This is a genomic window from Fimbriimonas ginsengisoli Gsoil 348, from assembly GCF_000724625.1.
In the GTDB taxonomy this organism is placed as follows: domain Bacteria; phylum Armatimonadota; class Fimbriimonadia; order Fimbriimonadales; family Fimbriimonadaceae; genus Fimbriimonas; species Fimbriimonas ginsengisoli.
The window spans coordinates 249,239-270,200 of record NZ_CP007139.1; the positions used below are offsets into that span (position 1 = coordinate 249,239).

The following is a 20,962-nucleotide window of genomic DNA, read 5'->3' on the forward strand; positions in this document are numbered from 1 at the left end:
TCGCATGCGCTGCCGTGATGATCGGCGGCATGTTTTACACGTGGTCGATGAACCACAACAACTCCGGCAACGGCTCAAACCGCGTCAGTAAAGTCGCCTTGCAAGTCGCCGGCAATCCCGTCGAGGATCGTCTGCTCGCCGACGCGATCAGCCAGCAGGCCAAAGGAGCGATCTCCGAGGGCGGCGATCCGGCCTTGAGCGAAATTGAGGCGACTCGGGCGGCGTTCAACAGCCTATTGGACTCGGCCGCCCAAAGCGGCCTCGTCCAGAAGCTCGGCATCAAGACCGACGACGCTACCCTTCTCGCGGACCTCAAGAAGAAGCTGGAAGACGACATCCTAAACGAGCGGCTCCAATTGATGGGACGCGGCCAGCTCAAGCCGAATGCGACGGACGCCGATTTTGAAAAGGTGCTCGGCCGGCCATTGGCACAGATCCGCGCGGATGCCGACAAGCGGAATAAGGAGATGGTGTCGACCCCCGAGGGACGCCGGACCGCCGTGCTGACGCTCGCGCCTACGCTTCTCACCGACTACTACAAGAACGTCACGAAGCCGACGGACCAGGAGGTCAAGGACAGCTACAACCAGTACCAGTTCAAGCGCGTCCTCGTGCAGCCGCCGCTCGCAAACAAGCCTTCGATCGACGATCGGATTAAAGCCGCTCAGGCCGATATCGCCAAGAACGTTCCGTTCGAGCAGGTGATCGACAAGTATTCCGACGAACACCCGTTCACCGGGAAAAAAGCGCGCGACACCACGATTCCGATGCTCCAGAGCGAGCTCTCGATGAACCCGGCATACAAGCCGCTGCTCGGGCTCAAGCCCGGCCAAGTTAGCCCGGTAATCACGGTTCCGGAAGGGAAGGCGATCTACAAGCTTCTCTCGGTCAAGAGCAACCTTCCGAACGATTTCGAGAAGAACAAGGAGCGGTATCGGCAGACCTACGTCGCCACCGCCGCCAGCCAGAAACAGATGGCAGACCTGGCGGAATACAAGAAGACCCCCGGTCTGATCGTCTTCAAGAGCCCGCCACTCAAGGCGTTCTACGACTTTATGCAGGCGACCGACAATTCGGCGGCCGCGGACGGCAAGTCGGAAGTCGACCGAGTGCGGGCGGCGTACGACGAGGCGGTTCAAGCGGAAGCTAAGAGCGACGGATTCAACACCCGTCCCGCCGTTCTCGCTCGCTACGCGGCAAGCAATTACCTCTGGGGAGCCCCCGGCTCCGATAAGGCGAAGCTAAGGCCCGAGCGGATCGACACGCTTCAGGCGGTGCTTCAAGATTCCGAGAGCTTCCAGGCTCGCAAGGACCTCTTCGACCTCTATATGGAAGAGAAGAAGTACGACGAAGCTTTCGGCCAGCTCCTGGAGGCGGCGAAGAACAACACCTCGTACGACCGAGCCGGTTTCCAGCGGTTCAACGACGTGCGAGACATGCTGAGCCGCCTGCAAAAGGCGAACGGCATCAAGCCGGAGCAGGTCAAGCAGGTCGAAGCCGCCCAGCTCGATTGGAGCCGCGCCCGCGCCGAGAACGACAAGATGATGGAAGAGCAACGCAAGGAGCAGGCGAAGGCGGCGGCCGAGCAGCAAGCGTTGGAGGCCAAAGACAAGGCCGAAATGGCAAAGGCGATGAAAGCCGCCGAGAAGACGAAGGGGGGCAAGGCGCCGGCGGGCAAGCCGGGCGCTTCGACGACTCCTGGGACGACGCCCGCCCCCGGATCGTCGGTCAAATCGGGCGGCATCACGGCCACGATCGTTCCGCCCAAGACGGGCGCGCCGAAGAAATGAGCGAAACGGGGCGGCTGACGCTGGTCGCCACCCCGATCGGCAACCTTGCCGACCTATCTCCCCGAGCGATCGAAGCGCTTGGGGAGGCCGACATTTGGTTCGTGGAGGACACCCGCGTCAGCGGAAAGCTCGCCTCTCACCTCGGCCTTAAAAAGCCGATGCGGGTGCTGAACGATCACACCTCGCCAAATCAGATCGAACGATACGCCCAAGAGCTTCGGAACGGGGCCAATGCCGCCCTTGTCACGGATGGCGGAGCTCCGGCGGTTAGCGATCCGGGAGCGATCCTAACCAATCTCTGCCACGAACACGGTGTCGCGGTAGCCGGCATTCCCGGCCCGAGCGCGCCCGTGCTCGCCCTTATGCTCAGCGGCTTTTTCGCCCAACGGTTCGCGTTTCTCGGATTCTTGGGCCGTAAGTCGGGCGCGATCCGCGGCGAGCTCGCCGCCTTCGCCGATTCGCCGCTCACTCTCGTCCTCTTCGAATCTTCCCACCGGCTCGAGCCGTTGCTCGCCACCGCTCACGAAGCGCTCGGCCCCCGCCGCTACGCCATTTGCCGCGAGCTGACGAAACTGCACGAGCAGGTCTACCGGGAAACCCTTCCCCATATCCCCGACGAATCCGCCGTCCCCCGCAAAGGGGAGTTCACGATCGTCATCGAAGGGCGCCGCAAACGAGATCTAGATTAACGTGGCACTGGCATCTTGCCAGTGGGTCCCAAGGGCATCCTGCCCCTGGCCCTTTTCACACGACCAGGATGGTCGTGATGCACATGGGCTGGAAGCCCATGCCACTTAGGTGCTTTCCTGAACCACATATTCCGACCGAACCGTCGGTGGCTGCCGCAGAGTCGCGATGACGGTGCAGTACTTCGTGTCGCTAAGCTCGACCGCCTTCGCGACCGCGTCCGGATCGAGCCCCTCGCCGACTAACACGTGCCGAACCGTAATCGAGAGAATGGGGCGCGGCCAAGTTCCGGGTGGGTCGCGCTGCCACTCCACCTCGATCCGATACCCGTTGACCTTTTGACGTTTCTTTTCGAGGATCCCGATCACATCCATCGCGCTGCAAGCGGCTGCCGAAGCTAAGAACGCCTCCACGGGCGACGGCCCTTTCCCCTCTCCCCCAAACTCGGGGATCGCATCCATCACAAATCGGTTTCCACTCGGCGGATCCGCCTCGAACGCCATCCCGCCCTGCCAATTCACGACCAACATCTAATTTGGAACGTTACCCCCCACCAGAAACTAAGGCGCGTCGAAACGCGGATACGAGCGTGCAAGCATCGGCGGGGCCGCCGACGCTACGATCAAAGGTGGAGTTTCTATGATCCGCCACGAAGTCACCATCGCTTCCCCGCTGGCGGTTCCCGCCGCCCGCAGCTCGTTGATCGCGTGGAGCCAAGCGATCGGGTACCGGCTCGTGTCGCCGGCCTTCCTTTCTTCGATTCAAATGGAGCGCGGCTCCCTGATGGGAAATATGGGTTCGCTCGGGCCGAAGACCTGGAGCGTCAAGTTTCATGCCACGTTTCAACCGGCCGAGACTGGCTGCATGGTCACGCTCGAGTGGGTCATCAGCACCTTTGGGCAGATCGGCACTCGCAACGACATCGAGTTCTGGCGTAAAGAGGTCGCTTGGGCCATGGAGGCGTCCCAGGGGCATGTACTAGACGTGCCCGCTCATACCAAGGCGGCAAGCCAGGCCTATAACGGCAACGTTTGGCGCGCGCTGGCGCTCACCGGCGCCATCTTACTTCCGTTGTTCGGCGTCGCGGTCGTTACCGAGTCCATCCTCCTCAGCTTTCTCGCCGCGATCGTCGGTGGGACCGCGGCCGGCTTTGCTTTCCGCGCGCCCCGTTCTCTTAGCACCTTGAACCCTCCCGAAAACGAATCGTCCTAGCGTCGCCGGGAGAGCCGATCCAAGGGTCCGGGGGCGTTCGAGCGGGAAAAAACAGAACCCGTAAAAACACCTGGCGGGTGCCGGGCGGAATTATAGTAGAACTATGTCTACTATGGAGAACAGCCGCGCCTCCCATACGACCGATTCGATCCTTATCCGGCGAGAATGCTTTGCCATCTTCCGAAGCGCCGAGCTGACCGCTCGCCAAGCCTCGGTGGTGGCACAACGTCTAGACGGATTGACGTTTGACGAGATCGGAGCCGCCCGAGGTCACACAAAACAAGGTGCTCACCGCATTTTTTGCCAAGCACTCAAGAAGATTGGCCATGCTCGAACCGTCTATCCGTACACTGGCCTTAGCGAGGTGTACCGCGGCGAGATCGGAAGAGTCTCGTAACGGCGCCTTGGTAGAATGCTGTGCGGACTAGACATCCGTCGCAGAGAACCGGGCCACCGAGGAGCACGACGACCGAATGGTTTCATGCAAGCAATGCCAAACGCCGAATAGCCTTGACAGCACTTTTTGCAAGCGCTGTGGGACAGCCATCTCCGATATCGAACTTCAAGAGGCGCAAGCCAAGCTTGAAAAGCTCGTCGAAGAAGGAAATACCTTGTTCAACCAGGGCCGGATCGATGAAGCGCTCGCGGTTGCCGAAGCGGCGAACATCTCCAACCCCTCCAGCATTTCCGCGCTTTCGCTCAAGACGCTCTGTCACGAGCGGCGCGGCGAGATCGCGGAAGCGCTCGAGTGCGCCGACCGGCTCGTAGAGCTGAATCCGGGTTCCGACTTCGACCGGATCCGCCGCGCGTCGCTTCGACAAAAGCTTCAAACGGACCTTTACGTTCCCGCCGCTCCCGACCGACGCCTTGCTGCCATCGGTGGCGCGGCGGCCGTCGTCCTGATGCTCTGCATCGGCGCCTTCGTCGCCAAGGTCGGCGCCAATTCGCCCCCCCGGACGGCGATGAACTCGACCGCCAGTCCTCAGGGGGTCCAGGAACCAAACCAATTAACCGGAACAGGCGTTCAGAATCCGTCTAATAACCCGGTCGTGGGAACCACCGGCGGGACCGGTGAGACAAATTCCGGAACCTCCACGGTGACTCCTGGCTCCGTTGGCCCCCTGAAAAATGGCCGTGAGCAGCAAACCGAAGCGACGCCTCCTACAATCTCCACCGAAAACCTCGGACTTCCTCATAGCAGTGGCCCCACCCTCCCCGCCGTCGGGTCGGAAGAAAGCAGCGTGAAACCGGTCGATCCCAAGGATCTCCGCGTGGAAACCTCGGGACCAGCGGTGCCGACGCCTACGTCGAACAATGTGAAGACCGACCAGAACGATCCACCGGTAGACAAACACATTGGCGAAGAGCCACCGAAGGCAAAGGCGCTCGAGGACCAGGGCGTGTACCAAATCAACGTCCGTCCCGGAACCAGCCGCCCACCTAACCGAACGAATGCAGGCGCGGAGCCGGTTGGCGTCACCGGACTAGAGGCGCTGGTGCGAGTAGGAAGCCAGCAGTTCCAGCTAGGCAATTACGCGGGAGCGGCGAAGTCTTACGAGCAAGCCGTCCGCGGTGGGGGCGATGGGGTGATCCTCAACCGCCGCCTTGCCCAGGCGTACGAGCGGTTGGGCCGGACGAGCGACGCCTCCGACGCCTATCGCCGATGCATCTCCGCTATCGATTCGGCGCTGGCTTCGGGTCGAGGCAATCGCGACAACCTGAGCAACACCCGCAGTCTGTGCGAACAGGCGCTGAAGGTTCTCCAGGGTGGGTAACAACACGCTAACCAAACTCGCAGCCCTATCTCTTTTCGCGATACTGGCGGTCCCCGCTTTAGCGGTGCCGCGAATTCTCGTCGCCCAATCGCTGGCGCCCGCGACGCGCGACGGAGATCCAAACGTTCCGATCGCGAACTACATCGGGCAAGAGATCGACGACGGCGGCAAGCTCACGCCGGTCATCTGGAGCATGAGCGATCCGATCTTCCGCGAAGCCGCGCTTGGCGGGAAGCTCAAAGACATCCCCGACCATCCGAAGCTCGCCGACGCGCTGAGCTTTGCCCGCGTCGTAGGCGCGGACTACGTCCTCATTTGCGAGGCGGTTAAGTCCGGCAAAGAGGTCAAGTCGTCCGCACGCCTTTACCGGGGCACGAAGGAGATTTGGAAGGGGAGCGAATCGATGGGCGCGTCGCAAAACGGAACCGCCGATCCATTCTCATCCGCTCAATCGACCGCACGCACCATCGTCATCAAGATGTCCGCGGCCGCCCTTAAGGAGCTCACCGTTCAGGCGAAGGTGGTCACTCCCGAACCAGGCCGGGGCCAAGCTCCGGTGCCGACCACCGTCACGCCTCCTCCGGTGGCTAAATCGGATAATTCCCAGCTCAAGATCGACCTTCAAGAGTTTCTGAAAGATAAGCACTATGCGAGCGCAGTCTCGCTTCTTCGCGACGCCATCGACGCGGAGCCGTTCGACCCCGAGCGGCGCATGATGCTGGTCGACCTGCTCAAGGACCGGGACCCCGCCGCCGCCGCCGAGGAAGCCCGCCGAGCCGAAACCCTGATTCCGGACAAGCCCGAATTCCGCGTCGCCGCCGCCCGCGCGTTTATGAGTGCGGGCAAAACGAAAGAAGCGCTCGAGGAGCTTAACGAGGCGATCGCCCGCGCTCCCGAGGCGACCGCGACCCGGTTGCTCCTTGCCGAGCTCGCGCTTAGCGACGGCCAACCGGAAAAAGCGCTTCCCCACCTCGACGAGGCGATCAAGAACGAGCCTACCGCTGAAGCGTATTTTCTCCGGTCGCTCTGCAGAGCCATGCTCGGAGGAGCGGACGGCGTCAAGCTCGACCTGGCCTCAATGGACAAGGCGAGTCCGGTGAAGTCTCCGGCCGACCTCGAACGAAGATACAAGATTGCGATTCCGAACCTGGACAAACTACTCCTTAAAAGTTTCGAGCAGGTTCGAGATTTGACCCAGCACGCCATCGTAAAGCCGAAAGATACCGACGTTCAAGACACCTTGGAGACGCTCCAACGCCTTACCGGCGCCCGGTTGGTGTTCCTTCAGGGGCTGGCCGTCCCGCCCGATTTTCAAAAGCTTCACGACCGCTGGCTTTTGTCTTACAAATTGCTGGCTCAGGCCCTGTCCGACCTGAAGACATTCACCGGAGGCGATGCCGACGCGCTCACCGACGCGAGAATGAACCTGGGGGAAGCGATCAAGCAAGCTACCCAAGCCCGAAGCGCCTCTGCCGGCTGAAACCGACCCATCAAACGCAAACCGCCCCCGCTTTTTAGGACGGAGGCGGCGGGTCTTTCTCCGGTGGTTAACCTTTGAATGTCCCTGAGGGAAGGAGGATATGCGTCACCTTTTAAGACGCCGACTTTCAATTCCCCGTTCCCGGAAGTATTAACTTTCGTTCGGGGTAAAGCGTCAACGCCAAGGTATCGTCTTTCCCATGTCCGACACCCTCCTTCGCACTCCGCTTTATGACAAGCACGTTGAAGCCGGAGGCCGAATGGTCCCGTTCGCCGGCTACTCGATGCCCGTTCAATACGCGAGCATCATCGCCGAATCCAAGGCGGTGCGTGAGGGGGCCGGGATGTTCGATGTGAGCCATATGGCGCGGCTCACCTTGCGCGGCGACAAGGTTCTCCAGTTTCTGGAGCGCGTCACCTCGAACGACGTCGCCAAGCTCCAAGACGGAGCCGGCCAATATTCCCTACTTCCCAACGAGCAGGGCGGGACCGTGGACGACATCATCGTCTATCGGATCTCGGACACCGAATTTCGCATGGTCGTGAACGCCGACAACCACGCGAAGGACGTTGCCTGGCTCCGCGCCCACAACGAGGAAGGGGTGGAGATCACCGACCAAACCGACGAGACGGCGATGATCGCGGTGCAGGGGCCGACGGCGGTAGAGACCCTCGCCGGGATCAGCGATGTGCCCGATCTCCTCCGCACCGCCCCCGCTTTCGGCATCGTGGAAGGACGGATCGGCGGGGTTCAGTGCTTCTCCGCGCGCTCCGGCTATACCGGCGAGGATGGCTACGAGCTGATCTGCGCCGCCAGTGACGCGACCAGGCTCTGGGACGCCCTTCTGGCGGCCGGAGTCGCCGCTTGCGGGCTCGGAGCCCGAGACACCCTGCGCGTAGAAGCGGGACTTCCCCTCTACGGACACGAGCTCCGGGACGATGTCAGCCCGATCGCCGCCGGCCTCGGTTGGGTTATCAGTAAAACCAAGAGCTTCATCGGCAGCGACCCGGTCAACGCGGCCCGCGCCAACGGCACCCCGCGCAAGCTCCTCGGCGTCCGCCTCGAAACCAAGCGCCTGATTACGCCCGGTATGAAGGTGCTGGTCGACGGCCGAGAAGTCGGCGAGGTCACCAGCGGCGTCGTTTCGCCCCTTCTCGACCGCGGTATCGCCTTCGCGCTCATCGACAGCTCGCTCAAGCCCGAGGTCCCCTGCGCCATTGACGTTCGGGGCAAACAGGAACCCGGCACCATCGTCAACAAGCGCTTCTTCGTCCGGAAGAAAGCCTAGCTCAGAGTCCCTACGACGAAGTCGTGTAGCCGCAGGTTGGCTCGTACCGGGCCTGGTGTACCTTCGGTACACCAGATCATCGGCGGGGACGCCGGCGCTACACTTGAACAACTTGGAATCGCCAGAGTCAAAGCCTTCCGTGAGCCTTCCCCAAGAGCCAGCGAGCCCACCGGCCAGATCGACCTGGTCGTTCCGATTGATGTCGGTTGCCGGCATCCCGATTCGTATCCACTTCACGTTCGTTCTCTTCCTCGTTTGGATTGCGACGATCGGAAGTGGGTTCCTGTGGACCGGGCTCGTTCTCGCCGTCTTCGCGTGCGTCTTGCTGCACGAGCTCGGCCACGCGCTGGTAGCGCGCCGGTTCGGGATCGAGACGCGCGACATCACTCTCTATCCGATCGGCGGCGTGGCGATGCTCGACGGCCGTCCCCGCCCTCGGCAGGAACTATGGATCTCGTTGGCCGGGCCAATGGTGAACGTCGTTCTCGCCATCATCCTTGCGCTCGTCCTACTCATCCGGGACGGCGCCCTTCCGAGCTTCAGCCTCAGTCTTAACGGCAGCTCGTTCTTGGGTGCGCTCTTCGTGGCGAACGTCTCGCTGGCGATCTTCAATATGATCCCTGCCTTCCCGATGGACGGTGGCCGGGTCCTGCGCGGCTCACTGGCACTTGCGATGCCGGAAACCCGCGCGACCCAAATCGCCGGTACGATCGGGCAAGGGCTGGCCATCCTCATCGGCCTTTGGGGCATCCTGCATCAAAGCCCCATCCTCGTGCTTGTGGCATTCTTCGTCTTTCTTGGAGCGGGCCAAGAGGTGAGCGCGACGATCACGCGTTCTTTCCTGGCCGGCCACGCCCTTCACGATGCGATGCAGAAGCGATACCGCACCATCAACAGTGGGGCGACTCTGGAAGCGGCGGCGCGGATGCTCATCGAAGGCTCGCAACACGACTTTCCCGTAGTGGCCGGCGACGAGGGGGAGGTGATCGGCGTTCTCACCCGCAACGCCATCGCCCACGGACTGGCTACCGAGGGCCCCACCGGCTACGTGGCTGCCCATATGCGCCGAGAGTACAAGACCGCCCACCCAAACGCCCCTCTGGAGGCGGCGATCGAAATGTTCTCCCAGGAAGATCCCTCGCCGATCATCGTCCTCGACGACGGGCAAATGGTCGGCATGGTCACTCAGGACAATCTGAGCGAGTTCATCATGCTCGAGCACGCCCGTCAACAAGGGACGCGATCCTATGGATACACCGGCTGACGATGCCGGCTCACCAGAGCCGGTACCCTTTAGGGAATGTCCGTTCGAGTCCGATTTGCTCCGAGCCCAACCGGGATGCTGCACGTAGGCGCATTGCGCACCGTGCTGTTCGACCACCTGTTCGCTAAACACCTCGGCGGCCAGCACATCCTGCGGATCGAAGACACGGACCGGACGCGATACAACGAGGAGAGCGAGCGTGAGTTTGTCGAGACCCTCCATTGGGTCGGGATCGACTTCGACGAGGGCCCCCACGTCGGCGGCCCGCACGCCCCGTACCGCCAAAGCGAGCGAAAGGAGGCCGGCATCTACGCCGAGCAGATCCAGATTCTGCTCGCGAACGGTCACGCCTATAAGGCGTTCGAGACGCCTGAAGAGCTCGACGAGATGCGCGAGTACCAAAAGATCAATAAGCTCTCGACCGGCTACTACGGGGGCAAATGGCGCGACGCCACGCCCGAGCAAGTCTCGGAGGCGGAGGCGAGCGGAAAGCCGTACGTGATCCGGCAGCGGATGCCGCGCGACGTCAAGATCGTCACCCAAGACGCCATTCGCGGGCGGGTCGAGGTCGACTCGAACCTGCTCACCGATCCGGTCCTCATCAAGGCCGACGGTATGCCGACTTACCACTTCGCGGCGATGGTCGACGACCACCTGATGAAGATCACCCACGTTCTGCGGGGGGACGAGTGGCTGCCGAGCTTCCCGATGCACTGGACCCTTTACGAGCAATTCGGTTGGGAGAAGCCGGTCTTCGTCCACTGCCCGGTGATCGTCGGAACCGACGGCAAGAAGCTCTCTAAGCGCCACGGCGCCACCCGGGTGCTGGATTATGGCGCTCAGGGGTACACGAAGGACGCGCTCAAGAACTTCATCGCGCTCATCGGCTGGTCCCCCGGCGACGAGCGCGAGGTGATGACCGAAGCAGAGCTAATCGAGGCGTTTTCGCTCGACGGTATGCAGCCTTCGCCCGGCCAGTTCGACATCGAGAAGCTTCGATGGCTCAACGGACACCGGATTCGCAAGATGGATCCGAACGACCTGCTGGACGCCCTCCTCTCGTTCGCGCGGGACCCTTACACCGAGAGCTATTGGGCGACCTTCGTGGACGAGAACCCGGTTCCAAACAAGCCGCCGATCGACGGTAAGGAGATTCTCCGCAAGCTCAAGCTGATCTCCGACACCGCAACCAACGACCGACCTTACGTGCTGGCCGCTCTCAAAGAGGAGCAGCAGCGGGTGCAAACGCTCGCCGATTTCGGAGAGGCGATGGAGTTTTTCCTGGTGGAAGAGCCCGAGATGGACGAGAAGGCGATCGCCAAGTGGTTCAAGGAGCCCCATGTACCCGAGTTGTTCGACTGGATCTTGGCCAAGCTCGACGAGTCCAGAGTCGAGACGGCGGAGCATTACGAGACAATCGTGAAAGCTTTCCAAAGCCACAAAGGGCTCGAGAAACTCGGCCCGGTGGTCCACCCCACGCGGGTCGCCTTGACCGGCAAAACCGCCGGCCCCGGTCTCTTCGAGCTAATGGCCGTCCTCGGCCATGACCGTATCGAGCGGCGAATCCGCCGTGCCCAGGGGATGCTGTGAAGGACCGCTGCTCTCCAGAGCGGCTTTCGCAGGAGCGGCTTCCAGATGCCGCTCTGAAGAGCAGCGGTTCTGGGGAGGATCAATGATCCGCATCCTTGACACCACGACCCACGACGACGTTCTGCAAATCCTCCGTCAACGGTCGGTCCACCGAGACGACCAGACCGAGAGCGTCGTGAAGCAGATCATCGCCGACGTCCGTCAACGCGGCGACGCCGCGCTGCTAGAGAATGCGCGCCGGTTCGATGCGCAGGGGTTAGAGTCTCTGGTGGTGAGCGAAGAGGAGATCGCGTCTGCCGTAGTGCCTGCTCATCATGAGCTAGCGATACGTACGGCATACGAGAGGGTGCTTGGGTTCCACCAGACCCAACTCGCCCGGATCACCGAGGGTTGGATCGGATCGAAAAATCAGTTTCGTTGGTCGAAGGGCGATGATCCAGGGATCGGCCAGCGGCTATTGCCGGTTAGTTCGGCGGGGGTCTACGTACCGGGTGGCAACGCCACTTATCCCAGCTCGGTCATCATGAACGCCGCTCCCGGATTCGCGGCAAACGTTTCCGACATCGCGGTGACCACCCCGGCGCGAGCCGACGGCACCCTGGCCGATTCCGTCCTCCTGGCGCTTCGAACCGTGGGAGTAAAGCGCGCCTACAAGATCGGCGGAGCGGCCGCGATCGCCGCGCTTGCGCTCGGAACCGAGACGATCAAGCGAGTCGACAAGATCGTAGGCCCCGGCAACCGGTTCGTCAATGAGGCAAAGCACCAACTCTGGGGCCAAGTCGGCTTAGACGGCTATGCCGGACCGAGCGAGGTGTGCGTCCTGGCCGACGATGCGGCGGACCCCAGGTTTGCCGCCGCCGACCTCCTGACCCAGATCGAGCACGCGCCGGACAACGCCGGATTCCTCGTCACCCTAAGTCGGGCGAAGCTGGATCAAATCCTTCAAGAAGCGGAGGCGCAGCTCAAAGGGGCTCCGAGGGAAGCGACGATGCGCCAGGCACTAAGGGAACAGAGTCTCGCCATCGTGGCCCGAGACTTGACGGAGGCGCTGGATCTCGTGAACGAGATCGCTCCCGAGCATTTGACCCTCGCCGTCAAAGATCCGGCCGCCGCGATGGAAGGGGTGCAAAACGCGGGCTGCATCTTGCTCGGCGAACAGACGCCGGAGAGCGCGGGCGATTTCTGCCTTGGCGCCTCGCACACGCTCCCCACCAGCGGGGCTGCCCGCTGGCAGAGTCCGGTCAACGTCCTAGATTTCTTGAAGCTCCAAAGTGTTGCGAGGCTCTCTTCGGAAGCGCTTCAACCGCTCATCCCGGTTATTGAGGCATTCGGCGAGATGGAAGGATTTCCCACCCACGGGTTCGGAGCGTCGATCCGACGGACGTAAGCGGCCTTGGCTACTTCTTTCCAGTGGCGCCCGGCTTCCCTTTTAGGCTTCCCCTCTCCGGTGCATCCGGTCCTCCGCCTAGATTGACACCTTCTTTCTCTTTAACCGGAGGCGGTGAAGAAGCGTACTTGTCGGGTTCGGACGCGGCGGTGCCGCCGGAACATCCGGCAACCAGGGCGGTCGCCAGAACCGGAAGAACTAAGTTCAAAACGATCTTTTTCATATCGGTAATTTCTAATCGACGTGTCGGCAATCTCGTAACGGAATAACCGAGCACGAATAGGCGGCAAAGTGAGTTCCCTAAAGGCATTGAGAACATGCCTCTAGGGAAATACCACGGGCAGCCAAATTGCCCGTGGTAAGACGATCGCCAACGCATCCGGAATTTGTCTAGAGATCCGGAACCCAGTATGGGTAGTAGTTGCTAGCGTTGGTACTGGAATTAATCGCCCATGTCCCACCGCCGGGAACGGGAGTGCACCGCTCGGCTTGCGTGAACTTCAGCGCCTTGCTGTGCCCGTCCATGAAGGCGAAGACCGCGAAACCCTGATAGTTAGGGTTCAACGTCGCCCGAAGGTTGGGGTCGCCGCTGTAACCTCCGGATTTGCCGTTGTGAACGTATCTCGTCCACCCTTCGGCGCCGCTGGACCAGCAGGGGCTGTTCGGCATGGAAGGCCACACCGCGCCGTTTCCGAGTCCGTTGCTGACCGAAACTCCCCAGTCCCAGGCGCTTTCCGCAACGAACATAAAGACCTCGGCCGGGCGGGCCACCTGACCGAGCCGTCCGCGAGGGCCGCCCGGGCGCTGATTAAAGCCGGTGGTACCGCGAGGGCCGTAGTCGATGGCTAGCATGTTGATCGCCATCTGCCCCATGGTGTTGTAGTAATACGGCTCGTCGGCCTTCTTGTAGCCTGCGTCCGGCGGAGTAACGCCCGATTGGTTGGCCGTGCTAAAGACGCTAGCCCAGTTCGTGGCTCCGATCTGAGGACAGATCGACATCTGAATGTTTTTGATGTACGGCTGCAATGCGCCGAAGTACATCACGTTCATGCCCGTGTTCACGTCTCCGCCCGCAGGGAAGCGGAAATCACCCCAGTCAGGAGTTGCACAAGGGTTTTCGCCGTAAAGGCAAGAGCCATTGTTGTCGTGACGGGGCAAAATGTCGTCGGCGTCTCCGGCATACATCAAACCGGCGAGCGCGGTCTGCTTCGTATTACTGACGCATTGGGTCTTCTTGGCCGCTTCCTTGGCCTGTGCGAACACAGGGAACAGAATAGCGGCCAGGATGGCGATGATCGCGATCACCACCAAGAGTTCGATAAGCGTAAAGGCTAGATTTCGGATGCGCATTGGCAACCTCCAAATAAACAAAGTGAACTAGGCCACAGCGCCCACTTCCAAATGCATCTTAACGAATTTTTGGGAAATAACCAAGTAATTTTCCAGGACCGATGCCAGCCTATCTAGTAGAGCAGTATATGATTCCGCTAAATGTTTAGGGTAGCGTACAAGATCTGCGATTAGCATTCTCGAACCGGTTCAGGTACCCTCACCTTCGTGTCAGATGGGCGGTTGTCGCAGCGGCTTGGATTCGTCGGTCTCGGTGTAATGGGCGGCCCGATGGCCGGCCACCTGGTGGAAGCGGGGCATCAAGTGACGGTATGGAACCGGTCGCCCGGCAAAGCCGATCGGCTTCGCGAAAAAGGGGCCCGAGTGGCCGATTCGCTCGCCGACCTCGGCGGAGAATGCGAGGTCGTCTTTCTATGCGTCAGCCGTAGCGAAGACGTACGCGACTGCCTCCACGCCCTCACCGAGACCGCACGTCCGGGAACGCTTTTCATCGACCACAGCACCATCGCTCCCCCGGCGGCCAAGGAGCTCCAAAGCGAGTTGTCCGAGCGCGGATTCCGGTTTGTAGACGCTCCGATCACCGGCGGCAGCGTCGGAGCGCAAAACGGGCAGCTCACGATCTTTCTCGGCGGAGACGAGGCCGACGTAGCTCGGGCACTTCCGCTCATTGCCCCCTACACCAAGCGCGCGGAGAGGGTCGGCGGCCCCGGCGCGGGACAGATGGCGAAGATGGCGAACCAGATCGCGGTGGGCGGCGCGCTCCTCGCTCTCTGCGAAAGCCTGAGCTTCGCGCATAAGGCCGGTCTCGACGTCGCGCAGATCCGATCGCTCGTCGGCGGCGGCGCCGGCGGAAGCTGGGCGTACGAAAACTACGGCGCGAAGATCTTGGCTCACGACTGGAGCCCCGGCTTCAGCATCAAGAATCAGCGAAAAGATTTCGCCTACTGCGACGAGGCCGCCCGGGAGATCGACGCGGCGATTCCGGGAACTCACTTGGTGGATAAGCTCCTCGCGAGACTGCAAGAGGGCGGGCATGGCGAGTGGACCACCGCCGCGCTTTACGAGGAGATGCTGGCAATGGGTGCTGCCGGTTGAAGGCGGTCCGCCTGCTCGGGGTCACCCAACGCTTCGGCGCGGTGACCGCGCTGGACAATGTCGACCTGGAAGTCGAGAGCGGGGCGATCCACGCCGTGGTCGGTGAGAACGGCGCCGGCAAGACGACGCTGATGCGAATCCTCTACGGCGCGCTCAAACCAACCGCCGGCCAAATAGAGATCGACGAAAAGCCGGTCTCGTTCAACGATTCCAAAGCGGCGCTAGCGGCGGGAATCGGGATGGTGAGCCAACACTACGGCATCATTCCCGAGCTGACCTGTATTCAAAACTTGATCCTTGGGGCCGAAGGGGCTCCGATTCTGAACGATCGAACGGCGATCGAACGAGCGGAGCAGTTGGCCCGGCGGATGGGGTTCCATTTCGACTGGCCGCGCGACGCGTCGACGCTGAGCCCGGGCGATACTCAAAAGCTGGAGATCTTAAGACTGCTCTGGCGGAATGCCCGAATCATGATTTTGGACGAGCCGACCGCGATGCTCTCGCCCGCCGACGGGGCGGCGCTGTTCGCCTCCATGACGCAGCTTGCGTCGGAGGGCGCCACCGTCATCCTCGTCACTCACCGGCTGCCCGAAGTGATGGAGTACTGTTCTCGGGTGACCGTTCTACGCGGCGGTAAGCGAGTGGCGGAAAAGGTGGTCGCCGAGACCTCGCCCGCCGAGCTGGCCAAGCTGATCGTGGGTGGCGACATCGTCCCTCACGAGCGCCCGCCCGCCAAGCCTCCGGGAGAACCTGGGTTGACCGTGGCCGGCTTAGTGGTTCGGGGAGAGCGAGGCGAAGACAAGCTTAAGAACGTGTCGCTCACTGCCCGCAAGGGTGAAATCGTCGGAATCGCCGGCGTCGACGGAAGCGGTCAACGCGAGCTGTTTCAAGCGATCGCCGGCATCGCGACCCCACGAGCCGGCTCGATCTCGATCGACGGCAAAGAGATTACCGACGCACCGGCGGCAGCTCGCATCGAAGCCGGCCTGCGAGTGATCCCCGAAGACCGCCATGCGGAGGGGGTCATCGAGAGCTGGTCGCTCGAAGAGAATTCGATACTGGGACTTCAACGGCTCGCCCCGATCTCGAAAGGCAGGAGCCTCGATAAGCGGGAACGGCACTCGTGGGCGGAACGGGTCGCCGCGCGGTTTCATACCCGTCACGGAGGTTTGAATCTGCCGATGGCGAGCCTCAGTGGAGGCAATCAGCAGCGCTTTGTCGCCGCTCGGGCGCTCGAATTTCGGCCGTCGCTCATCCTGGCCTTTCAACCTGCGCGAGGACTCGACCTAGGAGGAACCGCGGACGTGTACGAGGCGATCCGCGACCGGGTCGAAGAGGACGCGGCCGCGATCGTCGTCAGCTTCGATCTCGACGAGCTGTTGGAGCACTGCGACCGGATCGTTGTGATGAACGGCGGACTTCTCTACGAGCCTCCGCCCGGCAAGCAGAAAGATCGCGAGGCAATCGGGCGCCTCATGGTGGGCGCCGCTTGAGCCGAGACAATTGGCGTCTCGTTGCGCTGATCGTAGCCGCGCTGGGCATCCTCGCGGGGGCGATCCTCGTCGCCGGCGCAAGCCCGGGGATGGCGGTTTCTACGCTACTCAAGGGGAGTCTCGGCACGCCGGGCGCGATCGCTCGCACCTTACGCGAAACCACTCCGCTCCTCATCGCGGGCCTCGCCGTCTTCCTCGCTCTGAGGGCGGGACTGTTCAACATCGGCGTCGAAGGGCAGCTTTTGGTTGGCGCATGCGCCTGCGCGGCAGTCGCGGTCAAGGTGTCGGGAGTACCGGGGATTTTGCTCGGGACGCTCGCCGCGATGGCGGCAGGCGCGCTCTGGGCGTTGCCGGCCGGACTTATCCGGGCGTATCGGAACGGCCACGAGGTGATCACCACGATCATGCTGAACAACGTGGCGAACCTGCTCACCTCGGCGCTCGTCGCCGGAGTCTTGCGGGCCCCGGGGCAGGAGAGCCCAACGACCGCCGAGATATCCAAGTCGACCCGGTTGCCGGATCTGTATAGCCATCCGCCGTTCGCCTTGAACAGCGGGCTCGTCGTCGGCATCGTATTGTCGGTCGCGCTGGCGTTGTGGCTGCGCCGGACGGTAGCGGGTTACGAGCTTCAAGCGGTCGGCGCCAACGCCCGCGCCGCCCGCTTCGCGGGTGTTCGCCCGGAACGAGTCATGGTTCGGGCGATGCTCGCTTCCGGCGCGATCGCCGGGCTGGGGGGCGCGATCCAAGTTTTGGCTTACGAAGGGCGTTTCTACTCCGGCTTCTCGCCCGGGTACGGGTTCGACGGCCTGGGCATCGCGCTGCTGGCCGGTAGCTCCGCGTACGGGGTTATTCCCGCAAGTTTCCTCTTCGGGATCCTCGCCCAAGGGAGCGTCGCTCTCGGCATCGCCCATATTCCCAAGGGGATCACCACGGTGGTGCTGGGGCTCATCATTTTGGTCGCCGCGGCGATCCGGTATCGGAAGGTGAAGACGGTTGCTTAACTTCATCGCACTTGTCGTCGTCCTCTCCACCCCGCTCCTGTTGGCGGCGATGGGAGGGTTCACTAGCGAACGCGCCGGCGTCATCAACATCGGCCTCGAGGGGATGATGCTGATGTCGGCGTGCGTCGCCGCCCTTGTCGGCGTGAAAATGGGCGCGGTAGGAGGCCTCGCGGCGGGGATCGGCAGTGGGATCGTGATGGCGATGATCCACTGGGTGGCGACCCAGGTGTACCGCATCGACCATGTGATCTCGGGCATGGCGATCAACGCGCTGGCGGCAGGGGGCACGAACTTCCTCTTCGAACGCTTCACCGATCCCAACCGAACCGGGTCCGTGCCCGTGCTGCCGATGGCGTTCTACGATTGGCTCGCCTTCTTGGTCCCCGTGGCGCTTTGGCTCTACGTCCGCAAGACGCGCGGCGGGTTGAGGCTACTGGCGGTCGGCAGCGATCCAGAGAAGTCGCGCCTCATGGGGGTTCAGCCGCTCCGCGTCCGCTTCTTCGGCCTTCTGGCTACGGGAGTTTTGACGGGGCTTGCCGGCGTCGCCTTGGTCACCGACACCGGCGTCTTCACCGATAACATGACCGCCGGCCGAGGCTACATCGCCCTCGCCGCGCTCGTGCTGGGCGGATGGCGACCGATTCCGGCGATGCTTGCTTGCGTCGGCTTCGGCTTCTTCAGCGCCCTGCGGCTTCAGTTGGAAGGAAACCCACATCTGCCGAACCTGCCGACCGAGGCTTGGGCGGCCCTGCCCTACGTGGTCACCGTGATCGCATTAGCCGGCTTCCTCGGCCGAAGTCGGACCCCGGCCGGGCTCGGCAAAGCATGACTACGGCGCAGCCGTGTAGACGCAGGTTGGCTCGTACCTGCGACCCAAACGATCCACAAGTTTCGTTGCAAAGAGACACGCTCTCGCGCAGGTACGAACCAACCTGCGGCTACACGCCCGAGGCGTAGGGACACGATACGAGTAGCGCACAAAAAGACAGCGAGCCCCGGACGGGGCTCGCTGTCGATTGGTCTACTTGCGGCCTTTGCCGCCCTTCACCATGCCGGCCGGCAGATCGCTGGGAGGCGGAATGGAGCCCGGCTTGATGGGCGGAGGAGAGTTCGACGGCTCCTCCGCTGGTTGGCATCCTCCCGCCGCCACCATTGACAGCACGAGGATTCCAACCGAGATGACCCACTGTTTCCGGAGCTTCATTAGAGCTCAGGCGTCCAATACGGATACCACTTGGACATCGTTTGAACGTGTCCCGGTGAACCCATCTGCCAGCCGCCCGCGGGAGCGTCGACGCATTTCTCCGCCTGGGAGAACTTCATCGATTTTGCGTGTCCGTCGGTGAAGCTAAAGACGGCGTAACCTCTTAGTTGAGGGTTGAACGCCTCTTGGTTGTTCGGGCCGCTACCGGTAGGCACACCATTTTGACCCTTGTGCGGGTATTTGGTGAATCCCTCTTGCCAATAGTGGTCGCACTGGCTGTTGTATTGAGACGGCCAAGTGACGCCGTTTCCGAGACCGGCGCCAACCGAGGGACCCCAATCCCAAGTGCTCTCCGCAATGAACTGGATCACTTCCGCGGGACGCGCGACGCCGCCAAGGTTGCCCTTGACCGCTCCGGGTCGGTTATTCGAATCCCACTGGCCCCAATTGGCCGAGACTGGAAGGCCCCAGTCGATCAGGTACTCGTTGAGTGCCATCTGGCTGAGGGTGTGCTGGTAGTAAGCCTCGTCGGCTTTGTTGTATCCGCCAGCCGGCGCGGCGATGCCGTAAGTGCCGGGGCTGCTCATCACCGCACCCCAATTGGTGGCGCCTAGCGCAGGGCAGACGCCGATCTGGTCGTTCTTAACGTATGGCTGAATGACTCCGAAGTACATTACGTCCCGAGGGCCGCCTTTGCTTGGGAATCGGAAATCGCCCCAGTCCGGCTGATCGCATGGGCTCTCGCCGTATCCGCAAGCGCCGTTGTTGTCGTGCCGGGGAAGCGTGTCGTCGTTGTCGCCCGCGTACATGATGCCGCCCAAGCCGAGTTGCTTGGTGTTGCTCACACACTGGGTCTGCTTTGCTGAGTCTTTCGCCTGGGCGAAGACGGGGAATAGAATTGCGGCCAAGATCGCAATGATGGCGATCACTACTAGGAGCTCGATGAGCGTAAATCCGTAGCTTAATTTTTTCATTCTGGCTACTCCAAGAGCAAGATGTAAAAGCTCGGAGGCAAAGTGCCACCGCACTCTTCATTCTGCAGCCGATTTCTGAAAATGCCAATAGACGAGTACGCCACTCTATAAAGAATTGCCGGAACGGGTCTCTCGTACCCGCCGAGAGAGAAAGCGCCGCTCCGCTTCGTTACCGGCGAGTTTCAACGCGGTTTCGTATTCGAGCCGGGCCTCTGCCCTCCGTCCGAGCTTCTCCAAAAACCGGCCGCGAGTAGCGGCGAAAAGATAGTAGCTTTCCAACTTCTCTTTAGCAACGATCGATTCCATACTTTGGAGCGCGCACGCGTACCCGTGAACCATGGCTACGGCGACGGCCCGGTTCAGCGCCGCGATTCCGCTCGGCGCCAACGACACGAGGTCGTCGTAGTGGGCCAACACCTCACGCCAATCCGTCTCCGAAAACGTCGGTGCGCACGCGTGACAGGCGGCGATCGCCGCCTCGCAATGGTACGGTGTCATCCGATCCCCGTTCGCGGACCGGCCAAGCATCTCCAAACCCATCGCGATGCGCTCCCTGTCCCACTGCGACCGGTCCTGGTCCTCGAGCAGGCACAGTGCCCCATCGCCGTCCACTCGGGCTGGCAAGCGGCTGGAGTGTAAGAGCATCAGAGCGAGCAGAGCGCGTACCTCGGGCCGGTCTCCCAATTTCGTGCTCGCTAACCGGTGGGTTAGGAGAATCGCCTCGTCGCAAATCTCGGAGTTCGTCAGCTCCGACCCTGACGCCGCCAGATAACCTTCGTTGAAGAGAAGATACAGAACCCGCAACGCGGTTCCGAGCCTCGCCTCGGGATCGGGTGGCATTTCGAAGGCAACATTGGCTTCGCGAAGCGTGTTCTTGGCGCGCACGAGCCGTTGCGCCACCGCCGTCTCGCTGGAGAGCAAACCCTTGGCGATCTCCCCCACGCCGAGGCCGCAGACCGCCTTGAGCGTCAACGCGATCTGCGCCTCCGCCGCCAAGGCCGGGTGCCCACACATCAAGAGCATCGCGAGCTCGTCGTCCATCATCGCCGGCTCGGCCGGGTCGACGGTCGCGAATTGCAGTGCCCCGTCACCCGCGTACAACCCTTCCCTTCGCAGCCGGTCGAGCGCCAAATTACGCGCAACCTTGGTCAGCCAAGCCGATGGATTAGGAGGCGTGCCCTTGAGCGACCACTCGTGGATCGCCCGAATAAACGTCTCCTGCACCACATCCTCGGCGAGAGTCAGACGCGCCGGTCCGAACGCACGGGTAAGGCCGGCGGTCAGACGCGCCGACTCGCGCCGGAACGTGGTGTCGAAGTCGAGCGTCATCGTGAAATCAGGCCTCCCATCGGCGTGGTTCGTTGTCCGGCGC

At 62.2% G+C, this 20,962-nt stretch carries 20 protein-coding genes; 14 read left to right on the top strand and 6 right to left on the bottom strand.

Annotation, left to right across the window (positions count from 1 at the left end; all coding sequences use genetic code 11):
- Positions 1–29: 29 nt before the first annotated feature.
- The gene (locus OP10G_RS01210; protein WP_227625029.1) at positions 30–1,790 is read left to right on the top strand and encodes a peptidyl-prolyl cis-trans isomerase; all 1,761 of its coding nucleotides are present in this window, start codon (positions 30–32) and stop codon (positions 1,788–1,790) included.
- Positions 1,787–2,479 carry a 16S rRNA (cytidine(1402)-2'-O)-methyltransferase gene (rsmI, locus tag OP10G_RS01215; RefSeq protein WP_025227715.1) on the top strand — a complete coding sequence of 231 codons (693 nt, stop codon included), beginning with the start codon at positions 1,787–1,789 and terminating at the stop codon, positions 2,477–2,479. Before OP10G_RS01210 ends, rsmI begins: the two co-directional genes overlap by 4 nt.
- 105 nt (positions 2,480–2,584) lie before the next feature.
- On the opposite strand, the gene OP10G_RS01220 is transcribed toward rsmI, so the two are convergent.
- The gene (locus tag OP10G_RS01220) at positions 2,585–3,007 is read right to left on the bottom strand and encodes an OsmC family protein (protein WP_025227714.1); all 423 of its coding nucleotides are present in this window, start codon (positions 3,005–3,007) and stop codon (positions 2,585–2,587) included.
- 109 nt (positions 3,008–3,116) lie between these two features.
- Here OP10G_RS01220 and OP10G_RS01225 point away from each other — a divergent pair, with 109 nt between their 5' ends.
- The 8 genes from OP10G_RS01225 (at position 3,117) to hisD (ending at position 12,473) form a co-directional block, all read left to right on the top strand.
- Positions 3,117–3,689, top strand: a complete 573-nt coding sequence (locus OP10G_RS01225) for a hypothetical protein (RefSeq protein WP_025227713.1) — start codon at positions 3,117–3,119, stop codon at positions 3,687–3,689.
- Positions 3,690–3,792: 103 nt separating this feature from the next.
- Entirely contained in the window at positions 3,793–4,086 is a 294-nt protein-coding gene (locus OP10G_RS01230) for a hypothetical protein (RefSeq protein WP_144240933.1), read from the top strand.
- A gap of 76 nt (positions 4,087–4,162) precedes the next feature.
- The gene (locus OP10G_RS01235; protein ID WP_025227711.1) at positions 4,163–5,464 is read left to right on the top strand and encodes a tetratricopeptide repeat protein; all 1,302 of its coding nucleotides are present in this window, start codon (positions 4,163–4,165) and stop codon (positions 5,462–5,464) included.
- 64 nt (positions 5,465–5,528) lie between these two features.
- A complete protein-coding gene (locus OP10G_RS01240) occupies positions 5,529–6,944 on the top strand; it encodes a tetratricopeptide repeat protein (protein ID WP_144240934.1) in 1,416 nt (471 codons plus the stop codon).
- 199 nt (positions 6,945–7,143) lie between these two features.
- Entirely contained in the window at positions 7,144–8,232 is a 1,089-nt protein-coding gene (gene gcvT / locus OP10G_RS01245) for a glycine cleavage system aminomethyltransferase GcvT (RefSeq protein WP_025227709.1), read from the top strand.
- A 139-nt stretch (positions 8,233–8,371) separates the two neighbouring features.
- A complete protein-coding gene (locus tag OP10G_RS01250) occupies positions 8,372–9,496 on the top strand; it encodes a site-2 protease family protein (RefSeq protein ID WP_025227708.1) in 1,125 nt (374 codons plus the stop codon).
- 36 nt (positions 9,497–9,532) lie between these two features.
- Complete coding sequence (gene gltX / locus OP10G_RS01255; RefSeq protein ID WP_025227707.1) at positions 9,533–11,086, top strand: glutamate--tRNA ligase; 1,554 nt, start codon at positions 9,533–9,535, stop codon at positions 11,084–11,086.
- A gap of 82 nt (positions 11,087–11,168) precedes the next feature.
- A complete protein-coding gene (hisD, locus tag OP10G_RS01260; RefSeq protein WP_025227706.1) occupies positions 11,169–12,473 on the top strand; it encodes a histidinol dehydrogenase in 1,305 nt (434 codons plus the stop codon).
- Between the two features lie 10 nt (positions 12,474–12,483).
- Here hisD and OP10G_RS01265 read toward each other — a convergent pair whose 3' ends face one another.
- Together OP10G_RS01265 and OP10G_RS23735 are read right to left on the bottom strand one after the other, a co-directional pair.
- A complete protein-coding gene (locus OP10G_RS01265; protein ID WP_025227705.1) occupies positions 12,484–12,696 on the bottom strand; it encodes a hypothetical protein in 213 nt (70 codons plus the stop codon).
- Positions 12,697–12,863: 167 nt separating this feature from the next.
- Positions 12,864–13,823, bottom strand: a complete 960-nt coding sequence (locus OP10G_RS23735; RefSeq protein WP_025227704.1) for a prepilin-type N-terminal cleavage/methylation domain-containing protein — start codon at positions 13,821–13,823, stop codon at positions 12,864–12,866.
- A gap of 207 nt (positions 13,824–14,030) precedes the next feature.
- On the opposite strand from OP10G_RS23735, the gene OP10G_RS01275 reads away from it, so the two are divergent.
- From OP10G_RS01275 to OP10G_RS01290, 4 genes are read left to right on the top strand one after another with little or no spacing between them, the layout of a single operon-like run.
- Positions 14,031–14,918: an NAD(P)-dependent oxidoreductase gene (locus OP10G_RS01275; protein ID WP_144240935.1), complete on the top strand. Its 888-nt coding sequence runs from the start codon at positions 14,031–14,033 to the stop codon at positions 14,916–14,918.
- On the top strand, positions 14,915–16,411 hold the full coding sequence (locus OP10G_RS01280) for an ABC transporter ATP-binding protein (RefSeq protein WP_038472313.1): 1,497 nt from the start codon (positions 14,915–14,917) through the stop codon (positions 16,409–16,411). The genes OP10G_RS01275 and OP10G_RS01280 overlap by 4 nt, the downstream gene beginning before the upstream one ends.
- Entirely contained in the window at positions 16,408–17,412 is a 1,005-nt protein-coding gene (locus OP10G_RS01285) for an ABC transporter permease (RefSeq protein ID WP_025227700.1), read from the top strand. The genes OP10G_RS01280 and OP10G_RS01285 overlap by 4 nt, the downstream gene beginning before the upstream one ends.
- Positions 17,405–18,241 carry an ABC transporter permease gene (locus tag OP10G_RS01290; RefSeq protein WP_025227699.1) on the top strand — a complete coding sequence of 279 codons (837 nt, stop codon included), beginning with the start codon at positions 17,405–17,407 and terminating at the stop codon, positions 18,239–18,241. The genes OP10G_RS01285 and OP10G_RS01290 overlap by 8 nt, the downstream gene beginning before the upstream one ends.
- Before the next feature lie 192 nt (positions 18,242–18,433).
- Here OP10G_RS01290 and OP10G_RS01295 read toward each other — a convergent pair whose 3' ends face one another.
- The 3 genes from OP10G_RS01295 to OP10G_RS01305 form a co-directional block, all read right to left on the bottom strand.
- Positions 18,434–18,616, bottom strand: coding sequence for a hypothetical protein (locus OP10G_RS01295; RefSeq protein ID WP_025227698.1), 183 nt, complete (start codon positions 18,614–18,616; stop codon positions 18,434–18,436).
- Positions 18,616–19,590 (bottom strand): prepilin-type N-terminal cleavage/methylation domain-containing protein, encoded by a 975-nt coding sequence (locus OP10G_RS27570; RefSeq protein WP_025227697.1) that lies wholly within the window; start codon positions 19,588–19,590, stop codon positions 18,616–18,618. The genes OP10G_RS01295 and OP10G_RS27570 overlap by 1 nt, the downstream gene beginning before the upstream one ends.
- 105 nt (positions 19,591–19,695) lie before the next feature.
- Complete coding sequence (locus OP10G_RS01305) at positions 19,696–20,919, bottom strand: RNA polymerase sigma factor (protein WP_025227696.1); 1,224 nt, start codon at positions 20,917–20,919, stop codon at positions 19,696–19,698.
- Positions 20,920–20,962 lie beyond the last annotated feature (43 nt).

Excerpts from the sequence above, each read along its gene's own strand:
- OP10G_RS01265 (WP_025227705.1), bottom strand. The coding sequence starts at position 12,696 with ATGAAAAAGATCGTTTTGAACTTAGTTCTTCCGGTTCTGGCGACCGCC.
- OP10G_RS01225 (WP_025227713.1), top strand. The coding sequence starts at position 3,117 with ATGATCCGCCACGAAGTCACCATCGCTTCCCCGCTGGCGGTTCCCGCC.
- hisD (WP_025227706.1), top strand. The coding sequence starts at position 11,169 with ATGATCCGCATCCTTGACACCACGACCCACGACGACGTTCTGCAAATC.
- gltX (WP_025227707.1), top strand. The coding sequence starts at position 9,533 with ATGTCCGTTCGAGTCCGATTTGCTCCGAGCCCAACCGGGATGCTGCAC.
- gcvT (WP_025227709.1), top strand. The coding sequence starts at position 7,144 with ATGTCCGACACCCTCCTTCGCACTCCGCTTTATGACAAGCACGTTGAA.
- OP10G_RS27570 (WP_025227697.1), bottom strand. The coding sequence starts at position 19,590 with ATGAAAAAATTAAGCTACGGATTTACGCTCATCGAGCTCCTAGTAGTG.
- OP10G_RS01295 (WP_025227698.1), bottom strand. The coding sequence starts at position 18,616 with ATGAAGCTCCGGAAACAGTGGGTCATCTCGGTTGGAATCCTCGTGCTG.
- OP10G_RS01230 (WP_144240933.1), top strand. The coding sequence starts at position 3,793 with ATGTCTACTATGGAGAACAGCCGCGCCTCCCATACGACCGATTCGATC.
- rsmI (WP_025227715.1), top strand. The coding sequence starts at position 1,787 with ATGAGCGAAACGGGGCGGCTGACGCTGGTCGCCACCCCGATCGGCAAC.
- OP10G_RS01235 (WP_025227711.1), top strand. The coding sequence starts at position 4,163 with ATGGTTTCATGCAAGCAATGCCAAACGCCGAATAGCCTTGACAGCACT.
- OP10G_RS01210 (WP_227625029.1), top strand. The coding sequence starts at position 30 with ATGTTTTACACGTGGTCGATGAACCACAACAACTCCGGCAACGGCTCA.
- OP10G_RS23735 (WP_025227704.1), bottom strand. The coding sequence starts at position 13,823 with ATGCGCATCCGAAATCTAGCCTTTACGCTTATCGAACTCTTGGTGGTG.
- OP10G_RS01305 (WP_025227696.1), bottom strand. The coding sequence starts at position 20,919 with ATGACGCTCGACTTCGACACCACGTTCCGGCGCGAGTCGGCGCGTCTG.
- OP10G_RS01220 (WP_025227714.1), bottom strand. The coding sequence starts at position 3,007 with ATGTTGGTCGTGAATTGGCAGGGCGGGATGGCGTTCGAGGCGGATCCG.